The sequence below is a fragment of the Achromobacter marplatensis genome (genome assembly GCF_049060505.1).
Classification (GTDB): domain Bacteria; phylum Pseudomonadota; class Gammaproteobacteria; order Burkholderiales; family Burkholderiaceae_B; genus Achromobacter; species Achromobacter marplatensis_A.
This window is the reverse complement of sequence record NZ_JBMGRB010000002.1, coordinates 642,684-665,099: the sequence shown is the minus strand read 5'-3', so window position 1 is coordinate 665,099 and position 22,416 is coordinate 642,684. Positions and strand designations below refer to the sequence as shown.

Below are 22,416 nucleotides of genomic sequence, written 5' to 3'. Positions count from 1 at the left end.
TCAGGAAGCCAACGCGTAGTCGGTGAAGGTCATGCCCAGCGCCTTCTCCACGATCGGGTAGACGGACGGGTCCGTCACGCTGGAGGACAGCGGGATGTGCTGCTTGCGGACATGCAGGATGCTGACTTCCAGGCCGTCGCGCAACGCGCCGGCGCTGACGGGGTTGCCGTCGGCGTCCAGCGTGGTGATCACGTCCGGATAGCAGGCGATGCGTTCGCCGTGCGCGTCGGTTACCGCCATGTGTTCGTTCATGACGTGGATCACGCGCTTGCCCGCGCCTTCGCCGATTTCGACCGTACCGATATCGAAGGCCTCTTCCGTGTACTTGAGCGTGTTGTGCACGACCTTGCCGGCGCCGATGATCTCGCCTTGGGTGGCCTTGCAGATCGCGTCGATCACCGCGCTGCCGCCGCGCGATTGCGCGGCCAGGATGGCCTCGCCCAGCGCCAGCGCGCGGCTGATGCCGCCGAGCGCCGCGTGGCGGCGCACATACGAGGCGCGTATCGGGTTGCGGCAGCTGGCGATGAAACCGCCCGCCATGTCGGCCGCCTTGCGCAGCACGGGCGATACCCGGCCGGTGGCGCCGTGGATGGTCAGTTCCATATAGGCGTTGTTGGCGCGGTTGCCGCCGACGGCGCACTGGATCATGGGTTCGGGGCTGCCGGCCAGGCCCAGCGACCCCATGTCGCCGGTGGGATGGGCGCGGATATCGCCCACGGCGTCCACGACCTTGGTGCCCAGCACGGCGGAGGGCAGCCAGCCGTTGAGCGTGCTGGACATGCCGTTCTGGCCGATGATCAGGCCATAGACCCGCTCGCCCAGAGCGTCCTGCAGGCGCTCTGCCGCGCGGACGTAGTCGATGCCGAGCATCTGCCAATCGGTCAGCCCGCCCGGCGCGCCGATGGCGGCGGCGGTGGCGATCCAGGCGTCATCGGGCACTTCGTCCATCGACACCAGTTCGGGCCGGCCGATGGTGACGGCCAGCGACCCCAGTTCGCGTCCATGCTCGGCCCAGCCGCCGCCGCCACAGGCGAACACCGAGCCGCCCCGCACGGCTGCTTCGACGTCGCGCATTGTCAAGATCCTACCCATGATGGCCTTCTCCCCGGTTGCCGTTTCAATAGCTCCCCGCAAGCTTTTGCGGGACAGACGGGGGCATCATAGGAACCAATTTTGTTAATGTCGTATTACCTTTTATGCCTGCTGCATAACATCGTGTTAATGGTTGCCGGCGGCTCATAGGGCGGCGCGCCGCCACGTAATGACGTCCTAAGGGATATCCCCAGGGAATCGCTGCGCTTTAGGCCCGCTGGTCCATCGTGTGGAGCACATCGATGAACGCCTGCGCCAGCCGCGACAGCGGCTGCAACTGAAGATGGAACACATTGACGGGCGCGTTGACGGTCCCGACGATGGGGACTGTGACCACGTCCGACCAGATCGGCCCCGCCACGGTGATCTCGTCCACCAGCGCCACGCCGGCGCCGGCCTGCACCAGCGCACAGGCCACGTGGGCCTGCTGCACTTCAATGCGCGGTTCGGGCTGCGCGTCGCCGCTGCCGAACAGCTTGTTGATCAGCATGCCGAACGGAATGTCGGCGCTGTAGCCGATCAAAGGTTCACCCGCCAGGTCCTTCACCGTCACCTGCTTGCGCCCCGCCAGCGGGTGGCCTTTGGGCAGCACCGCCACGATGCTGTTTTCATACAGGGGCTGCCAGGCCAGGCTGGGATGGTCCACCGGCATGTACGCCACGCCCAGCTCCACCTGCTGCGTCAACAGCGATTGCAGCATCACCGACGGGATCAGCGTCTGCAGCACGATGCGCACTTCAGGGAACTGCCGGCGGAACTGCGCGATGGCGCGGGGCAAGAGGGATTGGCCCAGGCTGGGGCTGCACGACAGGCGCAACTGGCCTTCGCGGTTCTCAGCCAGGTTGTCCGCCACCTCGTTGACGCGCTGTACGTTCTGGTACAGCGCCGTCACCTCGACGAACAGGCGGTGGGCTTCCGGGGTGGGGTACAGCCGGCCCTTGATGCGCTGGAACAGCATCAGCCCCAGGCGTTGTTCGGTATAGGCGATCAGTCGGCTGACCGCGGGTTGGGAGACGAACAGCAGCTTGGACGCGCCGCTGATGGAACCGCTGAGCATGATGGCCCGGAAGACCTCGATCTGCCGCAGATTGAGTTTCATATGCTTAACCTGATGTTAATTCCTACGCACATATAAGCATAAGACGTTTTGCCTGGGCCGTTACTACACTTCCAGCACTCAACACAGGATGGAAGCGGTCATGAGCGAATTCGATTTGGTGGTGCGCGGCAATATCGTGGACCCGGACGGGGTGGCGATGGACGGTTGGCTGGCGGTGCGGGATGGCCGCGTCGCGCAGCGCGGCACGGGCGCGGCGCCGGCTGGCCGCGACAGCGTGGATGCGCGCGGCATGTGGATCATGCCCGGCGTGGTCGACGGCCAGGTGCATTCGGGCAGCCAGTTGAACCAGGAAGGCCTGGGCTGGGCGTCGCGCGCGGCGGCGGCCGGCGGCGTCACCGTCATGGTCGACATGCCCTATGACGATCCGGAACCGGTCGCTTCGCGGCCGCAGCTGGACGCCAAGATCGCCGAAGTCGAGCGCGACTGCCATGTGGATGTGGCGCTGTTCGGCACGCTGAATACGCAACACGGGTTGCAGGCCGCGGCCGGGTTGATCGAAGGCGGCGTCTGCGCCTTCAAGTTCTCGACCTTCGAAGCCACGCCGGGCCGCTTTCCCCGCATCGAGGAAGACGACCTGTACGACGCCTTCCGACTGATCGCGCCGTCCGGGCTGGCCTGCGGCGTGCACAACCAGATGCAGGAGATGACGCGCAAGAACATCGCCCGCCTGGTGGAGGCCGGCGATACGGGCTGGGACGCGTTCATGCGCGCCCATACGCCGCTGATCGAAAACCTGGCCACCGCGCTGATCTACGAGATCGGCGCCGAAACCGGCGCGCGCGCCCATGCGGTGCACGTGTCGACCTCGCGCGGCTTCGAAATTTGCAACATGTACCGGCAGAGCGGCCATCGCGCCAGCATCGAGACCTGCGTGCAGTACCTGATGCTGAACCACGAAGAGCACACCCGCCGCTTCGGCGCCAAGACCAAGCACTATCCGCCGATCCGGCCCAAGGCCGAAGTGGACCTGCTGTGGACGCACATCGCCAACGACGACTGCACGTTCGTGTCGTCGGATCACGTCAGCTGGGGCTTGGAGCGCAAGCAGAACCCGAACGTCTTCAAGAATTCGTCGGGCGGCCCCGGCCTGGAGACGCTGCTGCCGGCGTTCTGGACCGGCTGCGAAGAGCATGGCATTTCGCCGTCGATGGTGGTGCGGCAGCTCAGCCGCAATCCGGCCCGGCATTTCCTGCTGGACGACCGCAAGGGCACGCTTGAGGTCGGCAAGGACGCGGACATCGTGATCTTGAAGCCCGAGCGCTACGCCTTCGACCCGGCCGGCAGCTTGTCGGCGGTGCAATGGAGTTCGTTCGAAGGGCGCGAGTTCACCGTGCGCGTCGCGGGCACCTGGTGCCGCGGCCAGCAGGTCTACGACGGCCGGCGCATCGTCAACCAGAAAGGCGACGGCCGCTTCCTGCGTCCGCGCCAGGCATGAGGTCGATGATGAACTCCGCCGGATCGTCCCCCTTGCCATTTCCCCCGCTCAATGCCGAACGCCTGTGGGCCCGCGTTGAAGCGTTGTCGCGCTTCACGCTGCCCGACGTCCCGTGGACGCGCCGCGCCTTCTCGCCGCTGTTCGACGAAGCCCGCGCCTGGCTGCGCGGCGAGTTCGAAGGTGCCGGGCTGGCCAGCCGCCTGGACGCCGGCGGCAACCTGATCGGCGCCCGCGCCGGCCGCGACCCCGCCCGCAAGCCGATCGCCACCGGCTCGCATTGCGACACCGTCATGGCCGGCGGCCGCTTCGACGGCATCATCGGCGTCCTGGCCGGCATCGAAGTCGCGCACACGATGCAAGAGCACGGCATCGAACTGGCCCATCCGTTCGAGGTCATCGACTTCCTGTCCGAAGAGCCCAGCGACTACGGCATCTCGTGCGTGGGCAGCCGCGCGCTCTCGGGCCAGTTGACGGCCGACATGCTGGCCGCCCGCAACCCGGACGGCGAAACGCTGGCCCAGGGCATCGCCCGCATCGGCGGTGATCCGGCCGCGCTGCATGCGCCGCTGCGCGGCGCGGGCGACACCGCCGCGTTCGTCGAACTGCATATCGAACAGGGCCCCGTGCTGGAGGCCCGCGGCCTGCCGATCGGCGTGGTCACCAACATCGTGGGCATCCGCCGCGTGCTGATCGTGGTGGAAGGCCAGCCCGACCACGCAGGCACCACGCCGATGGACATCCGCCGCGACGCGCTGGTGGGCGCCGCGCGCATCATCGACGCGGCCAGCCGCCAGGCCAGCGCCGCCAGCGGCAACCCGCATTACGTGGTGGCCACCGTGGGCCGGTTGTCGATGACCCCGAACGCCGCCAACGCCGTGCCCGGCCGGGTGGAGTTGACGCTGGAAATGCGCAGCGACAGCAACGCCGTGCTGGACGCGTTCCCGGAAACGTTGATGGCGGGCGTGGCCGACGACCTGAAGGCGCTGCGCCTGACGGCAGGCTTCACGCAACTGAGCCGCGCGCAACCCACCGACTGTTCGCCTCTGGTGATGGACGCCGTCAAGGCCGCGGCCGACCAGTTGGGCTACGCATCGATGCGGCTACCCAGCGGCGCGGGCCACGACGCCGTGTACATGGCGCCCACCGGCCCCATCGGCATGATCTTCATCCCGTGCCTGAACGGCCGCAGCCACTGCCCGGAAGAGTGGATCGAACCCGCGCAGTTGCTGGACGGCACCCGGGTCCTGTACCAGTCGGTGCTGGAACTGGACCGGGTGCTGCGCGGCTGAGCGGGGAACTGCCCGCTACTTCTTCACCAGCGGGCAGGTCGACTTCGACAAAGGCATGAACGCCTGATCGCCCGGCAGCGTGGCCACCAGCTTGTAGTAGTCCCACGGCCGTTTGGATTCCGACGGCTGTTTGACTTCAAACAGGTACATGTCGTGCACCATGCGGCCATCTTCCCGAATGCGGCCGTTGGTGGCGAAGAAGTCGTTGATGGGCAGGGACTTCATCTGCTTCATCACGGCGGTGGGTTCGTCGGTGCCGGCCGCCTGCACCGCTTTCAGGTAGTGCATCACCGACGAATACGTGCCCGCCTGGCTCATGTTGGGCATCTTCTTCAGCTTGTCGTAGTAGCGCTGCGACCAGGCGCGGGTCTGGTCGTTCATGTCCCAGTAGAAGGCTTCAGTCAGGGTCAGGCCGGCGGCGGCTTCCAGGCCGATGGCATGGATATCGTTGATGTACAAGAGCAATCCGGCCATTTTCTGGCCGCCCTTGGTCAGGCCGAATTCACTGGCCGCCTTGATGGCGTTCACCGTGTCGCCGCCCGCGTTCGCCAGCCCGATGACCTGGGCCTTGCTGGATTGGGCCTGCAACAGATAGGACGCGAAATCGCTGGACCCCAGCGGATGGCGCGAGGCGCCCAGCACCGTGCCGCCGTTGGCCTTGACGACTTCGGTGGCGGACGCCTGCAGGGTGTGGCCGAAGGCGTAGTCCGCCGTCAGGAAGTACCAGGTCTTGCCGCCTTTTTCGACGGTGGCGCGCGCGGTGGTGTTGGCCAGCGACCAGGTGTCGTAGGTGTAGTGGACGGAATAGGGCGAACACAGGTCATTGGTGATGCGTTCGGTGCCGGGGCCGCTGAAGACGACGATTTTCTTCTTCTCGCGGGCCACTTCCAGCACGGCCAGCGCGGGCGCCGACCCTGCCACGTCCATGACGGCATCCACCTTTTGGGTGTCGTACCATTCGCGCGCCTTGGCGGCGGCGATGTCGGCCTTGTTCTGGTGGTCTACCACCATCAGGTCGATTTTCTTGCCCAGCACCGTGCCGCCGAAGTCGGCGATCGCCATTTCGGCGGCGGTGGCGCTGCCCTTGCCGGTCACGTCGGCGTAGACGCCGCTCATGTCCAGGATCAGGCCCAGCCGGACGATGTCGTCAGAGATGGCGGCAGGTTGGGCGGCTGCCGGGGCCGTCAAGGCCGCGGCAATGCCCGCCGCCAGGGCGGTGGTGGTGAACAAGCGGGTAAGCGTGCTGCGGCAATGCAATGAAATCCGGGGCGTGTTGGCGTAAGCCATGGTGTGTCTCCTCTTGTGCCGGATCTGTCTGGAACCTGCTGGCGCTTGATGGCGTGATGCCGCGCTCTATTTGGGTCTGGCCGCGAAACGGGGGCGTGGTGGTGGGATGGGCTCCTTGGGTGGTCGGGATTGGGGCGAGGGGTTAACGCTGGGTCAGCAGATCGAATTCCATCCGAACCTTGCGGAAGGGGAACTCCAGCCGCGCGAAATACACCACGCGGCCGTCGATACAGGCATAGCGCCGCAGCTCGGCCACCGGTGACGATACCGGGATCCGCAGCGATTCCGCGGATTCCTGGCCGGCTTCGATCACGTTCAGCACCTGCCGCGCTTCCGTGATGCGGGCGCCGTAGAACTGGTCCAGCACGGGCGCGACGGTGCTTTTCTGGATGCGGGCGCGGTGCTTGCGGAACAGGCCGCTTTCCAGGAATACCTCGCTATAGCAAAAGGGGCCCGCGTCGGTGGTGTGCACGCGCCGCAGGTACTGGAAGCTGCCGCCGCGGTCCGCGCCGCAAGGCATGCCCAGCGTGTCCGGCAGTGGGGAATCGGCGCTGGATTCCACCAGCGACACGGTGCCCAGCTGGTTGCTCAGTTCCACCGTTTCCGCCCAGGTCTTGGGGATCAACAGCGTTGGAGTTTCGGGCAGTTCGGCATTGACGAACGTGCCCGATCCGCGCGACCGCCGGATCAGCCCGTCTTGTTCCAGCAGGCCGAACGCCTGGCGGATGGTCGCCCGCGAGATGCCATAGGTTTCCATCAGCGATTCCAGCGGCGGGATCTGCTGGCCCGGCCGCCACGTGCGGTTCTGGATATGGCTGCGGAACAGCGCCGCCGCTTGCAGGTAAAGCGGCTGGGGGCTGTGCGAGAAAAGCTTGCGGGCGGACATGGTCAGGGGGCGGGCGGCGATGAAGAATCCGAGAGCATAGCCTCGGCCATGTCGCGCAGGCGGTGCTTCTGGATCTTTACCGAATTGGCGCTTTCGACCGACGGGAAAGCGTCCAGGACGGTGAAGCCCGCCGGCGCCTTGAAACCGGCCATGGCGGCTTTGCAGGCGGCCGTCCAGCCCTCGGGGTCGGCCGTGGCGCCTTCCTGCAGCAGCACGAATGCGTAGGGCACGGTCTTGCCGTGGCGCATGGCGCCCACTACCTGGCAGGCGCGCACGCCGGGCAGGGTCTCGACCACCTGTTCGATTTCAACCGGGTTCACCAGGAAGCCGGACAGCCGCAGGGAATCGCCCATGCGCGTCTGGAACACGAACTGGCGTGGCGTCAGCGTATAGCCCAGGTCGCCAGTCTTGAAATAGCCGTCGTCCGTGACAGCGTTGCGGGTGGCCTCGGGGTTGTCCAGATAGCCTTGCATCAGGCTGGGCGACAGGATTTCGATTTCGCCGGACTGACCGTGGGGCAGCAGCTGTCCCGATTCGGGGTCGCGGGCGCGCACGCGGGCGTCGGGGTAGACCAGCGTGCCGCCGGGCTGGTGCCGCGCCGACACGTCGCCGTCGGCCGGGTCGCGCGGCTGGCCTGCCACCAGGGCGATCAGCTCGCTGGACCCGTACAGGCCTGTCAGCGGCACGCCGGCCTCGCGGGCCAGATCCAGCATGTTGTCCAGCGCGGGCGTGAAGCTGGCGAAGCCGAACAAACGCGCCGAGGCGAAGGCGCCCGGCGGCGCGGCCTGCATCATGCCCACCAGCGCCTCGTTGTTGGCGTAGGTATGGGTGACGGCATAGCGGGCGACGGCCTCGGCCGATTGCGCGGCGTTGAATACCGGCGCGCAAACGACGGGCACCCCTTGCACCAGGCCGCCCGCCAGTGTGGCAAAGCCGAATGCGCCGCAAAACGGTGCGCTGGCCAGCACGCAGCTGTCGTCGCCGTAGCCGAACGCCCGCGCCACCGCCGCGCCATGTCGCAGCAGGGTTTGCTGGTCATGCAGGACGAACTTTGGTTTAGAGGTGGTGCCGGAAGTGGTGAAGCACAGCACGCCCGCGTTGCCGTGCGCGGCAGGCGCCGGGGCGGCCGTGGCCAGCAGGTCCGCGTAGCGGTGCGCCGGTTTGCCCGCGAGAGTGGCGGGGGCGGATTGATCCGCGTCGGTCAGCGCCACCACGCCTTGCAGGCGTGTCAAATGGCCAGCGTCGACGCCATCAAGAACGCCCTGAAAATCGATGCCCTTGAAGCCGGGCCAGAACACCAGCCAGTCCGCTTGGCCGCGGCCCAGGATGTCGGCCACTTCCAATGCCCGGAAGCGTGTGTTGACGGCCAGCACCAGGGCGCCCAGGTGCGCGCAGGCCAGGAAGGATTCCACCCAGGCCGCGCCGTTGGGCAGCCACACCGCCACGCGGTGGCCGGGCCGCACGCCGATACGGGCCAGCCCGGCTGCCAGCGCCCGGCTACGCGCGCGCAGTTGCGCGGCGCTGATCCGCTGGTCCTGGTCGATCAACAGGGTTGCGTCGGGGCGGCTTGCGGCCAGCGCGTCCAGATGGCCGGAGAATGTCGAATACGGCATGGTCATGGCCTACACCGTGGCGATCGGCGTCACGGGGGACCCCACGGCGCCGGGCATGCGCAAGGGCGGCGCGGTCAACAGGAAGCGGTTGCGTCCCTGCGCATGCAGCCAATCAGCCAGATCCTTCAAATACCAGAGTTCCGCCAGCGGCACGCCCAGCTTGAACAGGCAATGATGATGCAGCGGCAGAATAGAATGCCCGGGGCCGGACGTGCGCGCCGGGTAGGATTCCACGGCGTAATTGTCCGCGCACAAAGCGGCCACGCCGCTGGCCGTGATCCACGCCAGCAGCGCGGGATCGGCGCCATCCAGCACGGCGCCGGTCTGTTCCAGCGCGTGCGGGTCCGGCTGGCCGTTCATGGCGACGAGACGTTCGGCGAAACCGGTGCGCAGCACCAGCATGTCGCCCGGCTCTACTTCCACGTTCTGGTCGCGCATCGCAGCCTGCAATTGCTCGTGGCCCACCAGCGTGCGGCCGGGGCCGAACGCGCGCGCCAGGTCCACCAGCACGCCGCGGCCCTGCATGCCTTTTTCGGCATAGCGGCTGACGCTAAGCTTGCGGGCATACGAGCCGCCCGGGGGGCAGCAGGCGTCGACGGCGGTGTCCGGGTCGGCGCCGCCGAATACGTCCACGCCAGCGGCGTAGCCGTTGTAGTAGACGCGGCGGGGCTCGCCGTCGCCCTGGATGTCGAACAAAGCGCCCACGTGGCACAGGCCGTCCCACTGCGTGGAGTACTGCATGGACAGGGTCACCTGATCGTCGGACAGCACGTCGACGGCGTCGGGCTGCACTTGGGACATCGCAAAATTCAGATAAGGCGTGCCTTCGCGGAAAGTCGGCTTGAGCGTGGGCGCATGCCGGCGCGGATTCAGCACATTGCCGCCCGGCAGGTCCAGCGGCAACGACAGGCAGAACACTTTGCCCGCCCGCACTTCGCGCACCGCCTGCAGCACCTTTTCTTCCGTCAGCAGGTTCAGCCGGCCCAGTTCGTCATCCGGGCCGAAGTCGCCCCAGGTGGATCCTTCAGGGCGTTGCGTCCAGCGTTTCATTTGCTTGTCTCCTATCTGTTTTCTGTGTTTTTATAACTATAGTACGTATTTACGTACTTTGAGTATCCTCGAAAGCCTTAAGAAGAAATCCGCAATCAGCGGGTTCGATAGGAGACAAATCCATGACGCAATCCGTGCATCCGCGCGCCGCGCGGCGCTGGCTGGCCGCTGCCGCCCTGGCCGCCGCGGCGCTGCCCGCGGCCCATGCCGCCGGCTATCCCGACCATCCCGTCACCGTCGTCGTGCCGTATCCGCCGGGAGGCGGCGCGGACATGTTCGGCCGCGCCATCGCCAATGCCTTGCAGCCCGGCCTGAAGCAGACCGTGCTGGTGGAAAACAAGCCGGGCGCGGGCGGCAATATCGGCATGGCCTATGTGGCGCGCGCCAAGGCGGACGGCTATACGCTGGGCCTGGGCACGATCGGCACGCAGACCATCAACCCGTTCCTCTACAGCAACATGCCGTTCGATCCCGAACGCGACCTGGTGCCGATCGCGTTGGTGTCCACGACGCCCAACGTGATCGCCGTCAGCGCCAAGTCGCCGTACAAGACGGTGGCCGACGTCATCAAGGCGGCCAAGCAGTCGCCGGACAAGAAGTTGACTTACGCGTCGCCGGGCATCGGCTCGTCGGTTCATCTGACGGGCGCGTATTTCGAATCCATGGCGGGAGTGACCATGCTGCATGTGCCGTTCAAGGGCACGTCGGCGTCCTTGCCGGCCGTGGCCGGCGGCCAGGTGGACCTGCTGTTCGATAACCTGCCGGGCGCGCTGGCGCAGATCAAGGACGGCAGTCTGGTGCGCGGCGTGGCGGTCACTTCCGGCCAGCGCGACCCTTCGGTGCCGAATCTGCCCACCGTCGCCGAATCCGGCCTGCCGGGTTTCGACGTCACGGCCTGGTTCGCCCTGTACGCGCCGCGCGATACGCCTGCGCCGGTGGTCAAGCAATTGATCGAAGCGGCCCGTAGCGGCCTGCAAAGCCCGGCCGTCGCCACCCAATTCGCCACCATGGGCGCCAAACCCGGTACGCTTTTCGGTGACGACCTGGCCGCCTTCGAGCGCGACGAGCGCAAGAAATGGGGCGGTCTCATCAAGGAAAAAGGAATCACCGCGCAATGAACACCCCCATCGCACTGGTCACCGGCGGCAGCCGGGGCATCGGCCGCGCCATCGTGGCGCGGCTGCTCCAGGACGGCTACCAAGTCGTCAATTTCAGCCGCCGGCCGCCCGACGAGGCGCTGCCCGGCGAAACCTTCCGTTCGGTCGACCTGGGCGATGCGGCCGCGACCCGCCAGGCGGCCCGCGAACTGGCGGCCGAGCGGCAAGTGCTGCATTTGGTCAACAACGCGGGGATGATCCAGGTCGCCAACATCGACGACGTCTCGGAAGAAGACCTGCTGCGCACCATGGCCTTGAACCTCACGGCGCCCGTGCTGCTGTTGCAGGCGCTGTTGCCGGGCATGCGTCAGGCGGGCTATGGCCGGGTGGTCAACATCGGCAGCCGCGCCGCGCTGGGGAAAGGCGGGCGGACGGCCTACGGGGCGTCCAAGGCGGGGCTGGCCGGCATGACGCGCACCTGGGCGCTGGAGCTTGCGGCCGACGGCATCACCGTGAACACCGTGTCGCCGGGGCCGATCGCGACCGAACTGTTCAATCAGTCGAACCCGCCAGGCCAGCCCAAGACGCTGGCGCTGGAAGCGTCCATCCCCGTGGGGCGCGTGGGACGGCCGGAAGAGGTGGCGCACAGCGTCGCCATGTTCCTGGACCCGCGCGCGGCCTTCATCACGGGGCAGTTGCTGTACGTATGCGGCGGCGTGTCGGTCGGCCTGGCCGGCTAAAGGCTGTCGTCCAGTTCCCAGGTGAATTCCGGCGTGACCTGCAGCGACAGGCCTTGCGGCCATAGCAGCTTGTGCAGCCGGATCACCTCGCAGGCGTAAACGTTTTCCGCCACGGGCGAGTCGTGGTCGAGCAGGGCGCGCGCGGCGAGGACGCCGGTGCCCAACGTCGCCGACAAGCGGGCGATGGCCGTGGCCCGCGTGATCCCGAAGGGCCGCGCGCGCACGGTGTAGGGCGTGCGGTCATGGAACGGGTGGAATGGGTTGGTCGTGGCCACCATCCAGCCGCAATGCCCGCATTCCGCGATCAGGCTCAGGCCCTGCGTGCGGGAGGTTTGGGGATGACCGCATTCCGGGCAGGGGGTGTCGGTGGTCGGCATGTCAGGCTTGCGTGTCCGGGCGGTCTTGGAATGGCCCCACATGCCGTTCGACCGCCTTGCGTGGCATTTTTCCGGCGCTTTGCAACGCGCCGGCCCTTTCTTCACGCAGGCGCCGCAGCACTTCGGTGGGAGCCACGCCGAAGTGCGCCGCGAATTTGCGCTGGAACGTGCGCCGCGACATATGGCAGGCATCCGCCATGTCGTCCACCGACCAGCGCGCCGACAAACGGGCTTCGATCTTTTCGACCAGATCGCGGAACGGCGCGGCCAGGCGGTCTTGCAGGCGCAGCGTCTGGCTGTATTGGCGCTGGTCGCCGTCGCGGCGCATGAACACCACCAGCCGACGCGCCACTTGCTGCGCCAGCGCCGCGCCATGGTCGCGCTCGATCAGCGCCAAGGCCAGGTCGATGCCCGCGGTGACGCCCGCGGAGGTCCAGTACTTGCCGCTTTCGATGAAAATGCGGTCGTCCTGCACGCGCAGGGTGGGATACATCTGGCGCAACCGGTCCGCCGAGCGCCAATGCGTGGTGACGGCCAGGCCATGGATCAAGTCAGCCGCGGCCAGTATGAACGCACCGGTGCAGACGCTGCAGGTGCGCGCCGCCCCGGCGTCGCGGCGGCGCAACCAGGCGCACGTTTCCCCGTGGGCGCTGGCGCGGTCGACACCCGGGCCGCCCGGCACCAGCAGCATGTCGATCGGGGCGTCGCCATCGTCGGCGAAGGTGCCGTCCACCTGCATGCGCAAGCCTTGTTCCCAGGTGTTGACCACGGGCGCGGCGGCGATGGTGTTCAACTGGTAAAGGGGTTTTCCCGCCTCTTCGTTGGCCGAACTGAAGGCCTGCCAGGGGCCGGCAAGATCCAGCGGCTGGAAGCCGTCGAACAGCATGAACAGCACGCGGCGTGGCGCGTTTTCCGGCATTTGTGGCGCAACGGATCGGGCGCGTCCGCCTATGCTGGGCGTTGGCGTTCTTGAGGGAGCATCGTCATGCATGTGAATTTTCTCTTGTTCGAAGGGCTGACCCAGTTGGATATGACCGGTCCCTATGAGGTCCTGGCGAATGCGCCGGGCTTCACCGTGGATTTTGTCGCAAAAACGCGCGATCCGGTGCGGTGCGACCGCGGATTGCAATTCGTGCCTACCCAGACGCTGGCCTCGGCGCCGCCATGCGATCTGCTGGTCGTGCCGGGCGGGCCGGGCACGGATGATGCCATTGTCGACCCTGACTGGGTGGCGTTCACGCGGCGTCAGGGGCTGGGCGCGCAATATCTGTTCGGGATTTGCACGGGGTCGCTGCTGCTGGGGGCGGCGGGCCTTTTGCGCGGCAAGCGGGCGTCCAGCCATTGGCGGGCGCGCGAGCTGCTGTCGCACTTCGGCGCCACGCCCAGCGAAGAACGCCTGTGCGTGGACGGTAACGTCTATACCGCGGGCGGCGTGACCTCCGGTATCGACATGGGGCTGAAAGTGGTGGCGGCGCTATGCGGCGACGACGTGGCCAAGCTGATCCAGTTGCAGATCGAATACGACCCCAAGCCGCCATTTCCCGGCGGCACGCCCAAAACGTCGGAGCCGGCCGTGGTCGAGCGCTACCTGGAGCGGTCGCAGGCGCGCTTCGAGCGGCGGCGGGCCGCGGTGGAGCGGGCCGCGGCGGCCATGCCGTAACCCTCGCCGCGCTACTTGCCCAGGTGATCCAGCGGCAGCGGGCTTTGGGGCTTGACGGTCTGAATGGCGAAGTTGCTGCGGATGTCCTTCACGCCAGGCAGCTTCAGCAGCGTGCCCAGTAGAAAGCGCTCGTAGCCGCGCAGATCCGGCACCACGACTTGCAGCAGGAAGTCGGACTCGCCGGACACCAGATGCGCCGCAATCACTTCCGGCAGCGCGCTGACCTCCTTGCGAAATTGGTCGGCGTCGCGCTCGTGGTGCCGTTCCACCTTGACGCCCACGAAGACGGTCAGGCCCAGGCCGACTTCGTCCGGCGCCAGCCGGGCCTCGTAGCCCAGGATCACGCCGGCTTCTTCCAGCATGCGCACGCGACGCAGGCACGGCGACGGCGACAGGCCGATCTGTTCGGCAAGTTCCACATTGGTCAGGCGGCCGTTTTGCTGCAATGCCTCGAGAATGCGCCGGTCATAGGCATCTAGGTCATGTTTTGGCATAGATTGAAAAAATCGATGGGTACAGAAGTTGGATGTGCCAAACATGGTAGCGGTATTGGCATGAATCGCAAGCACATGCCAGCCCTATTTTCCTAGAATGATCGCCTTGACGAGCGTGTGTAGGAGCGCGTGATGACGGATATGGCGGTGTTTCTGGGGGCGTTGCTGATTGTCTACGTGGTGCCTGGGCCTGACATGATCCTGTTGCTGGAAACGGGGGTGTTGCGCGGGCGCGGACAGGCGTTGGCGGTGGCCGTTGGGCTGGCCATCGCGCGCGCCGCGCATGTGACGTTGGCGGCGCTGGGGCTGGCTGCCTTATTCAAAACCCACCCGTGGGCGTTCGACGCCGCGCGCACGGTGGGCGGCGTCTACCTGATGTGGTTGGGCGTGCGGCTGCTGCGCGCCGGACCCATCGCGCTGGATGCTTCCGGCCAGACGCCCGTGCGCGGGTCGGGCCTGGGCGGCGCGCTGCTTGCCGGCGTGCTGACCAATGTGCTCAATCCCAAAGCCTTGCTGTTCTGTTCGGTGTTGTTGCCGCAGTTCGTGTCGCCGGCCCTTGGGCCGATCGGCCCGCAATTCGCATTGCTGGGGGTCATCCTGGTCGGTCTCGGGCTGGCGTTCGACGTCGTGTGCGCATTAGCGGGCGGGGCGGTGGGGCGCTGGATGTCGTCCAGCCCGCGCGCGCAGAAGGTGCAGAGCCTGGTCTTTGGCACCGCGCTGATTGGCTTCGGCCTGCGGCTGACGTTCGCGCAACGCCCGGCCTGAAGCGAACTGCGGCTGTGTTTGCCAGCACAAAAAAAGGGCCTGACCGCGTTGCCGCGCCAGGCCCTTTTCCGCTTTTCCGCCTTTCCGTTAAGCGGCCAAGCCGCTTACTTGCCGAACGCGTAGGCGTCTTCGTCCAGGTCTTCTTCCTTGACCGAAGGCGGCGCGGCGCCATCCTGCAACATTTCCGCGGGCGTCAGGCCCTTGGTCAGTTCCAGGGCCTGGCGCTCGAACAGGCGCCGGTACAGGCCGCCCTTCAAACGGATCAGCGCATCGTGGCTGCCTTCTTCGATGATGCGGCCGCGATCCATCACCAGCAGGCGGTCCAGCGCGCGCACGGTCGACAGGCGGTGCGCCACCACCAGCGTGGTGCGGCCTTCCATCAGCCGGTCCATGGCTTGCTGGATCAGCACTTCGCTTTCGCTGTCCAGGCTGGAGGTTGCCTCGTCCAGGATCAGGATGGGCGAGTCCGCCAGGAACGCCCGCGCGATCGCCACGCGCTGGCGTTCGCCGCCCGACAGCTTCACGCCGCGTTCGCCCACCAGCGTGTCATAGCCTTTGGGCAGCGACATGATGAAGTCGTGCGCGCTGGCCAACCGGGCCGCTTGCTCGATTTCGGCCTGCGTGGCGCCGGGCCGCGCGTAGGCGATGTTCTCGGCCAGCGTGCGGTGGAACAGCACTGGATCCTGCTGCACGATGGCGATCTGGCTGCGCAGCGACGCCTGCTTCACCTGGGCAATGTCTTGCCCGTCGATGGTGATGCGGCCGTCGTTCACGTCGTACAGGCGCTGGATCAGCTTGATGAACGTGGTCTTGCCCGAACCCGAATGACCCACCAGCCCGACGCGTTCTCCCGGCGCGATGCGCGCGGAAAATTTGTCGTACAGCGCGGTGTTGTGCGAACCATAACGGAACGTCACGTCTTCGAATCGGATTTCACCGGCGGTGATCCGGATCGTGCCCGCGCCCGGCCGGTCGGCCACGCCTAGCGGCTGGCGTTCCATCGCCACCAGTTCTTCCATGTCGTTGACCGAACGCTGCAGATTGCGGATGTGCATGCCCACGTCGCGCAGATAGCCTTGCAGTACGAAGAACATCGTCAATGTGAAGGTGATGTCGCCTACGGTCGCCTGGTTGCGTGACCACAGCAGCAGCGACGCGCCCAGAATGGCCGCTTGCATGGCCACCAGCATCGCACCCTGAATGCCGCCGTTCAACGTGGCGCGCACCCAGGTGCGGCGCGTGCGGTTACGCCATTTGTTGACCACGCGGTCCAGCCGGACTTCCTCGCGCGTTTCCGCGCCGAAGGCCTTGACGACCGCGTTGCAGCTGACGGCGTCGGCCAGCGCGCCGCCCATGCGGGTATCCCAGGCGTTGCCCAGGCGCGCGGCCGGCGCCACGAAGCCGAGCGACAGCGCGGCGGTGACGGCGATGTACAGCACCGACCCCAGGCCCACCACCAGCCCCATCAGCGGCCAGTGCGCGCCCAGCAACGCCGTGGCGCCCACCAGCATCACGATGGACGGCAGCAGCGCGATCAGCAGTGTGTCGTTCAGGATGTCGACGGCCCACATGCCGCGCGTGATCTTGCGCACCGTCGAGCCGGCGAAGCTGTTGGCATGCCAATCAGTGGAAAAACGCTGCACGCGGTAGAAGGCGTTGGACACGATGCCGTTCATCATCTTCAACGTGAAGGTGATGATGTTCTGGAACACGGCCTGGCGCAGCAGGGTGCCGCCCACGCCCAGCGCCACCAGCAGCCAGAAGGCCGTGATGGCGGCGCTCCAGGCCAGGTCGTCGCCGGTCGAACCCGAGGCCACGGCGTCGACCAGCCGGCCCGCGTACATCGGGGTCAGGATATCGGCCACGGCCGACAACAACGCCAACAGCACAATGACAAGCGTGCGCCAGGGTTGCAGGCCCCAGTGGCGAAAGGTAAAGCCCAGGACATCCTTAAAGGCCTGTCCTCGAAAGTCTATTTTTTTTCTAGCCATAACAATGGCCCGGCGGCACAAGACACGCCAGGATGTCCTTGTGAGGAAAGAGGGGATAACAAGCCGGATGCCCATGGCACCGGCGACTGCGTTCAGGAGTTTGGAGCGGGCACGGAGGACCAGTCGCCAGGTAACGGTCTAGCGATGGTTCCGCGCGGGCGACGACTTAATGGCGTCGCGGGGACACGCGCGGGACGGCGTTGAGCATGGGGTGAGTCATCATGCAGCCTCCCTGTCGGTGATTTGAGTGGACGAAAAAAAGGAAATGAGCAAAGGCCCGTATTGCTGATTCTATAGAAGTGATGTAGGCGAATCAACGGGGGACGCGCCCGCGCCATGCCGAGTGTGGGTTTTTTTCAACTCTCGGGCGCACGTGTCATGCCGACGTGAACAGGTCTGCGGGCAGTTGCGCGACGGCCTCGTAAGTCAGGCGGATGTGGGCCGCCAGCAGCGTGCAGGCCTGGTCGGCATCGCGTGCCAGCGTGGCGTCAAGAATGCCCTGGTGTTCATCGTGCAGATCACGGGCGATGGGCTTGCGCGTGACCGTCAGGCGGCGGTAGCGCTCGGCCTGCTGATACAGGATGCCCAGGAAGTGGTGCATCCAGCGTGACGGACAGGCGCTGATCAATTCGCGGTGGAACTCGCGGTTGCGCTGTTCCCATTCTTCGAAGCGGGCCTCGGGGTCGGCGGCCAGGCGCTGTTCCGCTTTGCTCAGGCGATGGAAGGCGCCCAGCACCGCGCTTTCCCAGGTGTCGTCCCCCACGGCGATCGACTGGCGCAACGCTTCGGTTTCCAGCAACACCCGGTTTTCGGTGATGTCGCGGAAGTCGTCCAGCGAAATGGGGGTGACGTGAAAGCCGCGCTGCCCCTGCGCGATGACCAGCGCATCGGACACCAGCAGCGCCAGTGCTTCACGCAGCGTGCCCGCACCCACGCCGTAGTCGTCTTTCAGGTGTTCGACGCGCAGGCGCGAGCCGGGCGGATGCTTGCCCTGGATGATGTCGCGTCGCAAGTTGACATAGGCCGTGCCCACCAGCGTGTTGGCCGAGGCGGTATGGGCAAGCGAGGGGAGGGAGGTTCCATCTGACATGAATAGCAATGTAGCACTGCGCTAAAAAAATCTCGATAAAAATTGTTGACTTCGAGATTTGTGCTGCCTATCGTAGAAAAAAGCGCCGCCCTTGAAGCGGAAAAATTCCCCCGGCACCGGCCGGCGGCAGGCGCGCCAGGAGACAAGCAGTGATACGGCTACATGACATCCGGTACGTCCGGCTGGGCACCCGTGATCTGGACGCCGCGGTCCGCTACGCGACCACGGTGCTGGGACTGGAGCTTGCCCGCAAGGAACACGGGGCGGCGTATTTCAAGTCCGACTCGCGCGACCACACCCTGTGCTATTTCGACGGTGATCCGCGCGACCATACGGCCGCGTTCGAGGTGGATTCGCCGGAAGAGCTGGAGCGCGCCGGCGCGGTGCTGGAACGCAGCGGGTACGCGGTCGCCGCCGGGCGGCGTGAAGACGCAGAGCAGCGCTATGTGCGCGATTTCCTGCAATTCACCGACCCGTCCGGCAACCGCATTGAACTGGTACTGGCGCCGCACCACAGCGGCCGGCGGTATTTTCCCGGCCGCGACGCCGGCATCACCGGGTTCTCGCACATCGGCCTGCGCACGCTGGACCCGCGGCGCGACGAAGCCTTCTGGACGGGCTTGCTGTCCGCGCGCGTCAGTGACCGCATCGGCGAAGCGCCGCTACTGCGCATCGATGAAGTCCATCACAAGATCGCGCTGTTCCCGTCGTCGTATCCGGGCGTGCAGCACATCAACCATCAGGTCGACAGCATCGACGACATCATGCGCGCCTGGTATCAGTTGCGCGAATGGAACGTGCCGATCCGCTTTGGCCCCGGCCGCCATCCGACCTCGGGCGCGATGTTCCTGTACTTCGATGGGCCGGACGGGATGATCTACGAATACTCCACCGGCGTGCGGCTGATCAGCGCCGAAGAAGAAAAGACCCACCGGCCGCGCAGCTTTCCGGCGGTGCCGTCGTCGTTCTGCATGTGGGGCGCCAAGCCCGATATCCCGGAGTTCAAGACATGAGCGCAGCGCGCAAGGCCGCCAGCGGCGGGCAAGAGGCGCTGGTGCGCGTCGCCGCGCGCGCGCTGGCCCGGGCCAACCTGGTCCACGCCTACGGGCATTGCAGCAGCCGGCTGGACGCCGGCCATTTCCTGGTGTGCGCGGCGCGGCCCATGGGGCTGATCGCGTCCGGCGAAACAGGCACGGTGGTGCCGGTGCACGGAGACTTGCCAGACGGCGTGCTGGGCGAAGTGCGCATCCATCAGCACATCTATCGTTTGCGTCCCGATGTCGGGGGCGTGGTGCGGTCCATGCCGCCGACCGTGATGACCCTGTCATCGGCGCGCGTCACGCCCGCGCCGCGCCACGGCATGGGTTCTTATTTCTCGCCCGCCGTGCCGCTGTGGGACGACCCGCAACTGGTGCGCACCGATGCGCAGGCGCGCGGCGTGGCCCAGACCCTGGGCGCCGCCAGCGCGATCGCGATGCGCGGTAACGGCGCGGTGGTGGCGGCCGAATCGCTGATGCATGCCACGGTGCTGACCTGGTATCTGGAAGACGCCGCCCGCATCGAATGGCAGCTGCGCGCGGCCGGACTGGCCGATGGCGCGCCCGTGCTGTCGCCTGAAGAGGCCGCCGTCCGCGCGGTGGGCACTGGCCGCATCTATGAACGCATGTGGGAATTCCTGACCGCCGACGACCCCGAGGGTGCGCTGGCGGACCTGTCACAACCGAGGGCGCAATGACCGATTTCCGCAACTTCATCGATGGCCGTTGGGTCGAAACGGGAAAGACCTTTGACAACCGCGATCCGGTCGACAACCGGCTGATCGGGCGGGTGCACGAGGCGGGCGACGCCGAAGTCGACGCCGCGGCGCGAGCGGCCAAGGCGGCGCTACGTGGCCCGTGGGGCCAATTGAAAACGCAGCAACGGGTGGATCTGTTGCACGCGGTGGCCGACGGCATCACTCGGCGTTTCGATGATTTCGTCGATGCCGAGATCGCCGACACCGGCAAGCCCTACGACCTGGCCAGCCACTTGGACATTCCGCGCGGCGCGGCCAATTTCAAGATATTCGCGGACCTGATCCGTAACGTCCCCAACGAGACCTTTGACCTGGAAACGCCTGACGGCGGCCATGCGCTGAACTACGGCGTGCGCGTGCCACGCGGGGTCATCGGCGTGATCTGTCCGTGGAACCTGCCGCTGCTGCTGATGACCTGGAAGGTCGGGCCGGCCCTGGCTTGCGGCAATACGGTCGTGGTCAAGCCGTCCGAAGACACGCCGGGCACTGCCACGTTGCTGGGTGAAGTCATGAACGACGTCGGCGTGCCGGCCGGCGTCTACAACGTGGTCCACGGCTTCGGGCCGGGCTCGGCGGGCGAAAAACTCAGCCGCCATCCCCTGGTGGACGGCATCACGTTCACGGGCGAGACCCGCACTGGCGAAGCCATCATGCAGGCCGCGGCGGTAGGCGTGCGGCCGGTGTCGTTCGAGCTGGGCGGCAAGAATGCGGGCATCGTGTTCGCGGATGCCGATTTCGACCGCGCCGTGGCGGGCATTGCCCGGGCGGCGTTCGACAACACGGGGCAGGTCTGCCTGGGCACCGAACGCGTTTATGTGCAGCGGGCCATCTTCGAGCGTTTCGTCGAGGCGCTGGGCGCGCGGGCGCGCGGCTTCAAGCTGGGGCGGCCCAAGGACCCGGGCGTGAACCTGGGGCCGCTGATCTCGCAGCGCCATCGCGACAAGGTGCTGGGCTTCTACGCGCGCGCCAAGGAAGAGGGCGCGACCGTGGTGGCGGGCGGCGGCGTGCCGGACATGCCCGACGGCCTGGCTGCCGGTGCGTGGGTCCAGCCCACCATCTGGACCGGCCTGCCGGAATCGTCGGCGGTCATCCAGCAAGAGATCTTCGGGCCGTGCTGCCACATCGCGCCGTTCGATACGGAAGAAGAAGCCATCGCCCTGGCCAACGCCACGCCCTATGGCCTGGCCGCGACGGTGTGGACAAGCAATGTCGGCACGGCCCACCGCCTGGGCGCGGCGCTGGATGTGGGCATCTGCTGGATCAACTCGTGGTTCCTGCGCGACCTGCGCACGGCGTTCGGCGGCGCCAAGCAATCGGGCATCGGCCGCGAAGGCGGCGTGCATTCGCTGGAGTTCTACACCGAGCTGCGCAATGTCTGCGTGAAGCTCTGATGCGTCAAGGCAGGCGCCGCGCAGAACGGCGCCGCCGCCCAACCCCCAAGGAGACATCTCATGCAAGCAATCCCAAGCGGCCTGGCCGCGCTGGCTGCGGCGGCGGCCCTGACCGTGGCGGCGCCGCAGTCGGCGCGCGCCGACATCCGCATCGGCTTCACGGGCGTGCTGTCCGGACCGCAGGCGGCGCTGGGCCAGGACCAGTACGACGGGCTGATGCTGGGCATCGAGCAGTTGGGCGGCAGCCTGGGCGGGCAGAAGGCGGTGGTGATCCGCGACGATGATCAGCTCAAGCCGGACGTAGGCGCGCAGATCGTGCAGAAGTTCATTGAAAAGGACAAGGTCGACGTGATGGTCGGGCTGGGCTTTTCGAATGTGCTGATGGCCGAGCTGCGGCGCATCAAGGAGTCCGGCGTGGTGGCGCTGTCCACCAATGCGGGGCCGGCGCCGATCGCCGGCCGCATGTGCCTGCCGAATCTGTTCGTGCTGGGTTGGCAGAACGACAGCATGTCGGAGGCCATGGGCAAGTACGTGAAAGACCAGGGCTACCAGCGCGCGTATCTGATGTCGGCCAACTACCAGGCGGGCAAGGACAAACTGGCTGGCTTCAAGCGCTTCTATGGCGCGGCGCCGGCCGACGAGGTCTATACGCAGCTGGGGCAACTGGACTATTCGGCCGAGATCTCGCGCATGCAGTCGGCCGGCCCCGATGCGCTGTTCGCCTTCTATACCGGCGGCGTGGGCGTGAACTTCGTGCGCCAGCTGCGCCAGGCCGGGCTGATGGAGAAGCTGCCGTTCTTTTCGGAAAGCCTGATCGATTCCAACACGCTGACCGCACTGAAGGAACAGGCCGTTGGCGCCATCTACGGCACGCCCTGGGCGACCACGCTGGACAACCCGCAGAACCGAAAATTCGTCGAGTCCTTCAAGGCCAAGTACGGCCGCCTGCCGTCGGAATATGCCGTGGGCGGTTACGACGCGGCCTACCTGCTGGATGCGGCCGTGCGCGCGCAGGGCGGCAAGGTGGGGGACAGCAAGTCGCTGGCGGCTGCCGTAAAGGCGGCGGGCGCCACGTTCCCGTCCGTGCGCGGCAAGTTCCGCTTCAACACCAACAATATGCCGGTGCAGAATCTGTATGCGTACCAAGTGGTGAAAGAGGGCGACGGCATTGGCCTGAAACAGCTTGCCACGGTGCTGACGGATCATCAGGACGCCTACGTGGCGGACTGCCCGCTGAAGTGATG

At 66.6% G+C, this 22,416-nt stretch carries 21 protein-coding genes; 10 read left to right on the top strand and 11 right to left on the bottom strand.

Annotated features, from left to right (window positions below; genetic code table 11):
• Complete coding sequence (locus tag ACI0FO_RS07815; RefSeq protein ID WP_416025526.1) at window positions 1–1,092, bottom strand: DUF917 domain-containing protein; 1,092 nt, start codon at window positions 1,090–1,092, stop codon at window positions 1–3.
• A gap of 208 nt (window positions 1,093–1,300) precedes the next feature.
• Window positions 1,301–2,191 (bottom strand): LysR family transcriptional regulator, encoded by an 891-nt coding sequence (locus ACI0FO_RS07810; protein ID WP_416025524.1) that lies wholly within the window; start codon window positions 2,189–2,191, stop codon window positions 1,301–1,303.
• A 100-nt stretch (window positions 2,192–2,291) separates the two neighbouring features.
• On the opposite strand from ACI0FO_RS07810, the gene ACI0FO_RS07805 reads away from it, so the two are divergent.
• Window positions 2,292–3,647, top strand: a complete 1,356-nt coding sequence (locus tag ACI0FO_RS07805) for a dihydroorotase (protein WP_416025522.1) — start codon at window positions 2,292–2,294, stop codon at window positions 3,645–3,647.
• Window positions 3,648–3,652: 5 nt separating this feature from the next.
• Window positions 3,653–4,936 (top strand): Zn-dependent hydrolase, encoded by a 1,284-nt coding sequence (locus tag ACI0FO_RS07800; protein WP_416025521.1) that lies wholly within the window; start codon window positions 3,653–3,655, stop codon window positions 4,934–4,936.
• A gap of 15 nt (window positions 4,937–4,951) precedes the next feature.
• Here the strand turns inward: ACI0FO_RS07800 and ACI0FO_RS07795 are convergent, their stop codons facing one another.
• From ACI0FO_RS07795 to ACI0FO_RS07780, 4 genes are all read right to left on the bottom strand, one after another.
• Window positions 4,952–6,223: an ABC transporter substrate-binding protein gene (locus tag ACI0FO_RS07795; protein ID WP_416025519.1), complete on the bottom strand. Its 1,272-nt coding sequence runs from the start codon at window positions 6,221–6,223 to the stop codon at window positions 4,952–4,954.
• Window positions 6,224–6,365: 142 nt separating this feature from the next.
• Window positions 6,366–7,109 (bottom strand): GntR family transcriptional regulator, encoded by a 744-nt coding sequence (locus ACI0FO_RS07790; protein WP_310033583.1) that lies wholly within the window; start codon window positions 7,107–7,109, stop codon window positions 6,366–6,368.
• A 2-nt stretch (window positions 7,110–7,111) separates the two neighbouring features.
• Window positions 7,112–8,728: an AMP-binding protein gene (locus ACI0FO_RS07785; RefSeq protein ID WP_416025517.1), complete on the bottom strand. Its 1,617-nt coding sequence runs from the start codon at window positions 8,726–8,728 to the stop codon at window positions 7,112–7,114.
• Between the two features lie 3 nt (window positions 8,729–8,731).
• Window positions 8,732–9,772: a cyclase family protein gene (locus tag ACI0FO_RS07780; RefSeq protein ID WP_416025515.1), complete on the bottom strand. Its 1,041-nt coding sequence runs from the start codon at window positions 9,770–9,772 to the stop codon at window positions 8,732–8,734.
• Between the two features lie 122 nt (window positions 9,773–9,894).
• On the opposite strand from ACI0FO_RS07780, the gene ACI0FO_RS07775 reads away from it, so the two are divergent.
• Together ACI0FO_RS07775 and ACI0FO_RS07770 are read left to right on the top strand one after the other, a co-directional pair.
• Window positions 9,895–10,890: a Bug family tripartite tricarboxylate transporter substrate binding protein gene (locus tag ACI0FO_RS07775; protein ID WP_416025513.1), complete on the top strand. Its 996-nt coding sequence runs from the start codon at window positions 9,895–9,897 to the stop codon at window positions 10,888–10,890.
• Complete coding sequence (locus ACI0FO_RS07770; RefSeq protein WP_416025512.1) at window positions 10,887–11,609, top strand: SDR family NAD(P)-dependent oxidoreductase; 723 nt, start codon at window positions 10,887–10,889, stop codon at window positions 11,607–11,609. The genes ACI0FO_RS07775 and ACI0FO_RS07770 overlap by 4 nt, the downstream gene beginning before the upstream one ends.
• Here the strand turns inward: ACI0FO_RS07770 and ACI0FO_RS07765 are convergent.
• Window positions 11,606–11,986 carry a hypothetical protein gene (locus ACI0FO_RS07765; protein WP_416025510.1) on the bottom strand — a complete coding sequence of 127 codons (381 nt, stop codon included), beginning with the start codon at window positions 11,984–11,986 and terminating at the stop codon, window positions 11,606–11,608. The genes ACI0FO_RS07770 and ACI0FO_RS07765 overlap by 4 nt on opposite strands.
• 1 nt (window position 11,987) lies before the next feature.
• The gene (locus ACI0FO_RS07760) at window positions 11,988–12,905 is read right to left on the bottom strand and encodes a GlxA family transcriptional regulator (RefSeq protein ID WP_416025508.1); all 918 of its coding nucleotides are present in this window, start codon (window positions 12,903–12,905) and stop codon (window positions 11,988–11,990) included.
• Between the two features lie 66 nt (window positions 12,906–12,971).
• Here ACI0FO_RS07760 and ACI0FO_RS07755 point away from each other — a divergent pair, with 66 nt between their 5' ends.
• Entirely contained in the window at window positions 12,972–13,646 is a 675-nt protein-coding gene (locus tag ACI0FO_RS07755; RefSeq protein WP_416025506.1) for a DJ-1/PfpI family protein, read from the top strand.
• A gap of 11 nt (window positions 13,647–13,657) precedes the next feature.
• On the opposite strand, the gene ACI0FO_RS07750 is transcribed toward ACI0FO_RS07755, so the two are convergent.
• Window positions 13,658–14,140, bottom strand: a complete 483-nt coding sequence (locus ACI0FO_RS07750) for an Lrp/AsnC family transcriptional regulator (protein WP_416025505.1) — start codon at window positions 14,138–14,140, stop codon at window positions 13,658–13,660.
• Between the two features lie 132 nt (window positions 14,141–14,272).
• On the opposite strand from ACI0FO_RS07750, the gene ACI0FO_RS07745 reads away from it, so the two are divergent.
• The gene (locus tag ACI0FO_RS07745; RefSeq protein WP_416025504.1) at window positions 14,273–14,905 is read left to right on the top strand and encodes a LysE family translocator; all 633 of its coding nucleotides are present in this window, start codon (window positions 14,273–14,275) and stop codon (window positions 14,903–14,905) included.
• A gap of 104 nt (window positions 14,906–15,009) precedes the next feature.
• Here the strand turns inward: ACI0FO_RS07745 and ACI0FO_RS07740 are convergent, their stop codons facing one another.
• Window positions 15,010–16,896, bottom strand: coding sequence for an ABC transporter ATP-binding protein (locus tag ACI0FO_RS07740; protein WP_416025502.1), 1,887 nt, complete (start codon window positions 16,894–16,896; stop codon window positions 15,010–15,012).
• A gap of 376 nt (window positions 16,897–17,272) precedes the next feature.
• Window positions 17,273–17,986, bottom strand: a complete 714-nt coding sequence (locus ACI0FO_RS07735) for a GntR family transcriptional regulator (RefSeq protein ID WP_416025500.1) — start codon at window positions 17,984–17,986, stop codon at window positions 17,273–17,275.
• A 149-nt stretch (window positions 17,987–18,135) separates the two neighbouring features.
• On the opposite strand from ACI0FO_RS07735, the gene ACI0FO_RS07730 reads away from it, so the two are divergent.
• The 4 genes from ACI0FO_RS07730 to ACI0FO_RS07715 are packed head-to-tail and all read left to right on the top strand — an operon-like array spanning window position 18,136 to window position 22,414.
• Window positions 18,136–18,999 carry a VOC family protein gene (locus ACI0FO_RS07730; RefSeq protein ID WP_416025498.1) on the top strand — a complete coding sequence of 288 codons (864 nt, stop codon included), beginning with the start codon at window positions 18,136–18,138 and terminating at the stop codon, window positions 18,997–18,999.
• Window positions 18,996–19,721 carry a class II aldolase/adducin family protein gene (locus ACI0FO_RS07725; RefSeq protein ID WP_416025496.1) on the top strand — a complete coding sequence of 242 codons (726 nt, stop codon included), beginning with the start codon at window positions 18,996–18,998 and terminating at the stop codon, window positions 19,719–19,721. Before ACI0FO_RS07730 ends, ACI0FO_RS07725 begins: the two co-directional genes overlap by 4 nt.
• Entirely contained in the window at window positions 19,718–21,172 is a 1,455-nt protein-coding gene (locus ACI0FO_RS07720; protein WP_416025494.1) for a 2-hydroxymuconic semialdehyde dehydrogenase, read from the top strand. The genes ACI0FO_RS07725 and ACI0FO_RS07720 overlap by 4 nt, the downstream gene beginning before the upstream one ends.
• Window positions 21,173–21,232: 60 nt before the next feature.
• Window positions 21,233–22,414: an ABC transporter substrate-binding protein gene (locus ACI0FO_RS07715; RefSeq protein ID WP_416025493.1), complete on the top strand. Its 1,182-nt coding sequence runs from the start codon at window positions 21,233–21,235 to the stop codon at window positions 22,412–22,414.
• The last annotated feature ends 2 nt before the right edge of the window (window positions 22,415–22,416 follow it).

Bases quoted from the DNA above. Each gene is read 5' to 3' on its own strand.
- ACI0FO_RS07765 (WP_416025510.1), bottom strand. From the start codon at position 11,986: ATGCCGACCACCGACACCCCCTGCCCGGAATGCGGTCATCCCCAAACC.
- ACI0FO_RS07720 (WP_416025494.1), top strand. From the start codon at position 19,718: ATGACCGATTTCCGCAACTTCATCGATGGCCGTTGGGTCGAAACGGGA.
- ACI0FO_RS07770 (WP_416025512.1), top strand. From the start codon at position 10,887: ATGAACACCCCCATCGCACTGGTCACCGGCGGCAGCCGGGGCATCGGC.
- ACI0FO_RS07725 (WP_416025496.1), top strand. From the start codon at position 18,996: ATGAGCGCAGCGCGCAAGGCCGCCAGCGGCGGGCAAGAGGCGCTGGTG.
- ACI0FO_RS07775 (WP_416025513.1), top strand. From the start codon at position 9,895: ATGACGCAATCCGTGCATCCGCGCGCCGCGCGGCGCTGGCTGGCCGCT.
- ACI0FO_RS07785 (WP_416025517.1), bottom strand. From the start codon at position 8,728: ATGACCATGCCGTATTCGACATTCTCCGGCCATCTGGACGCGCTGGCC.
- ACI0FO_RS07795 (WP_416025519.1), bottom strand. From the start codon at position 6,223: ATGGCTTACGCCAACACGCCCCGGATTTCATTGCATTGCCGCAGCACG.
- ACI0FO_RS07745 (WP_416025504.1), top strand. From the start codon at position 14,273: ATGACGGATATGGCGGTGTTTCTGGGGGCGTTGCTGATTGTCTACGTG.
- ACI0FO_RS07755 (WP_416025506.1), top strand. From the start codon at position 12,972: ATGCATGTGAATTTTCTCTTGTTCGAAGGGCTGACCCAGTTGGATATG.
- ACI0FO_RS07810 (WP_416025524.1), bottom strand. From the start codon at position 2,191: ATGAAACTCAATCTGCGGCAGATCGAGGTCTTCCGGGCCATCATGCTC.
- ACI0FO_RS07740 (WP_416025502.1), bottom strand. From the start codon at position 16,896: ATGGCTAGAAAAAAAATAGACTTTCGAGGACAGGCCTTTAAGGATGTC.
- ACI0FO_RS07815 (WP_416025526.1), bottom strand. From the start codon at position 1,092: ATGGGTAGGATCTTGACAATGCGCGACGTCGAAGCAGCCGTGCGGGGC.
- ACI0FO_RS07805 (WP_416025522.1), top strand. From the start codon at position 2,292: ATGAGCGAATTCGATTTGGTGGTGCGCGGCAATATCGTGGACCCGGAC.
- ACI0FO_RS07715 (WP_416025493.1), top strand. From the start codon at position 21,233: ATGCAAGCAATCCCAAGCGGCCTGGCCGCGCTGGCTGCGGCGGCGGCC.
- ACI0FO_RS07790 (WP_310033583.1), bottom strand. From the start codon at position 7,109: ATGTCCGCCCGCAAGCTTTTCTCGCACAGCCCCCAGCCGCTTTACCTG.
- ACI0FO_RS07800 (WP_416025521.1), top strand. From the start codon at position 3,653: ATGATGAACTCCGCCGGATCGTCCCCCTTGCCATTTCCCCCGCTCAAT.
- ACI0FO_RS07750 (WP_416025505.1), bottom strand. From the start codon at position 14,140: ATGCCAAAACATGACCTAGATGCCTATGACCGGCGCATTCTCGAGGCA.
- ACI0FO_RS07760 (WP_416025508.1), bottom strand. From the start codon at position 12,905: ATGCCGGAAAACGCGCCACGCCGCGTGCTGTTCATGCTGTTCGACGGC.
- ACI0FO_RS07780 (WP_416025515.1), bottom strand. From the start codon at position 9,772: ATGAAACGCTGGACGCAACGCCCTGAAGGATCCACCTGGGGCGACTTC.
- ACI0FO_RS07735 (WP_416025500.1), bottom strand. From the start codon at position 17,986: ATGTCAGATGGAACCTCCCTCCCCTCGCTTGCCCATACCGCCTCGGCC.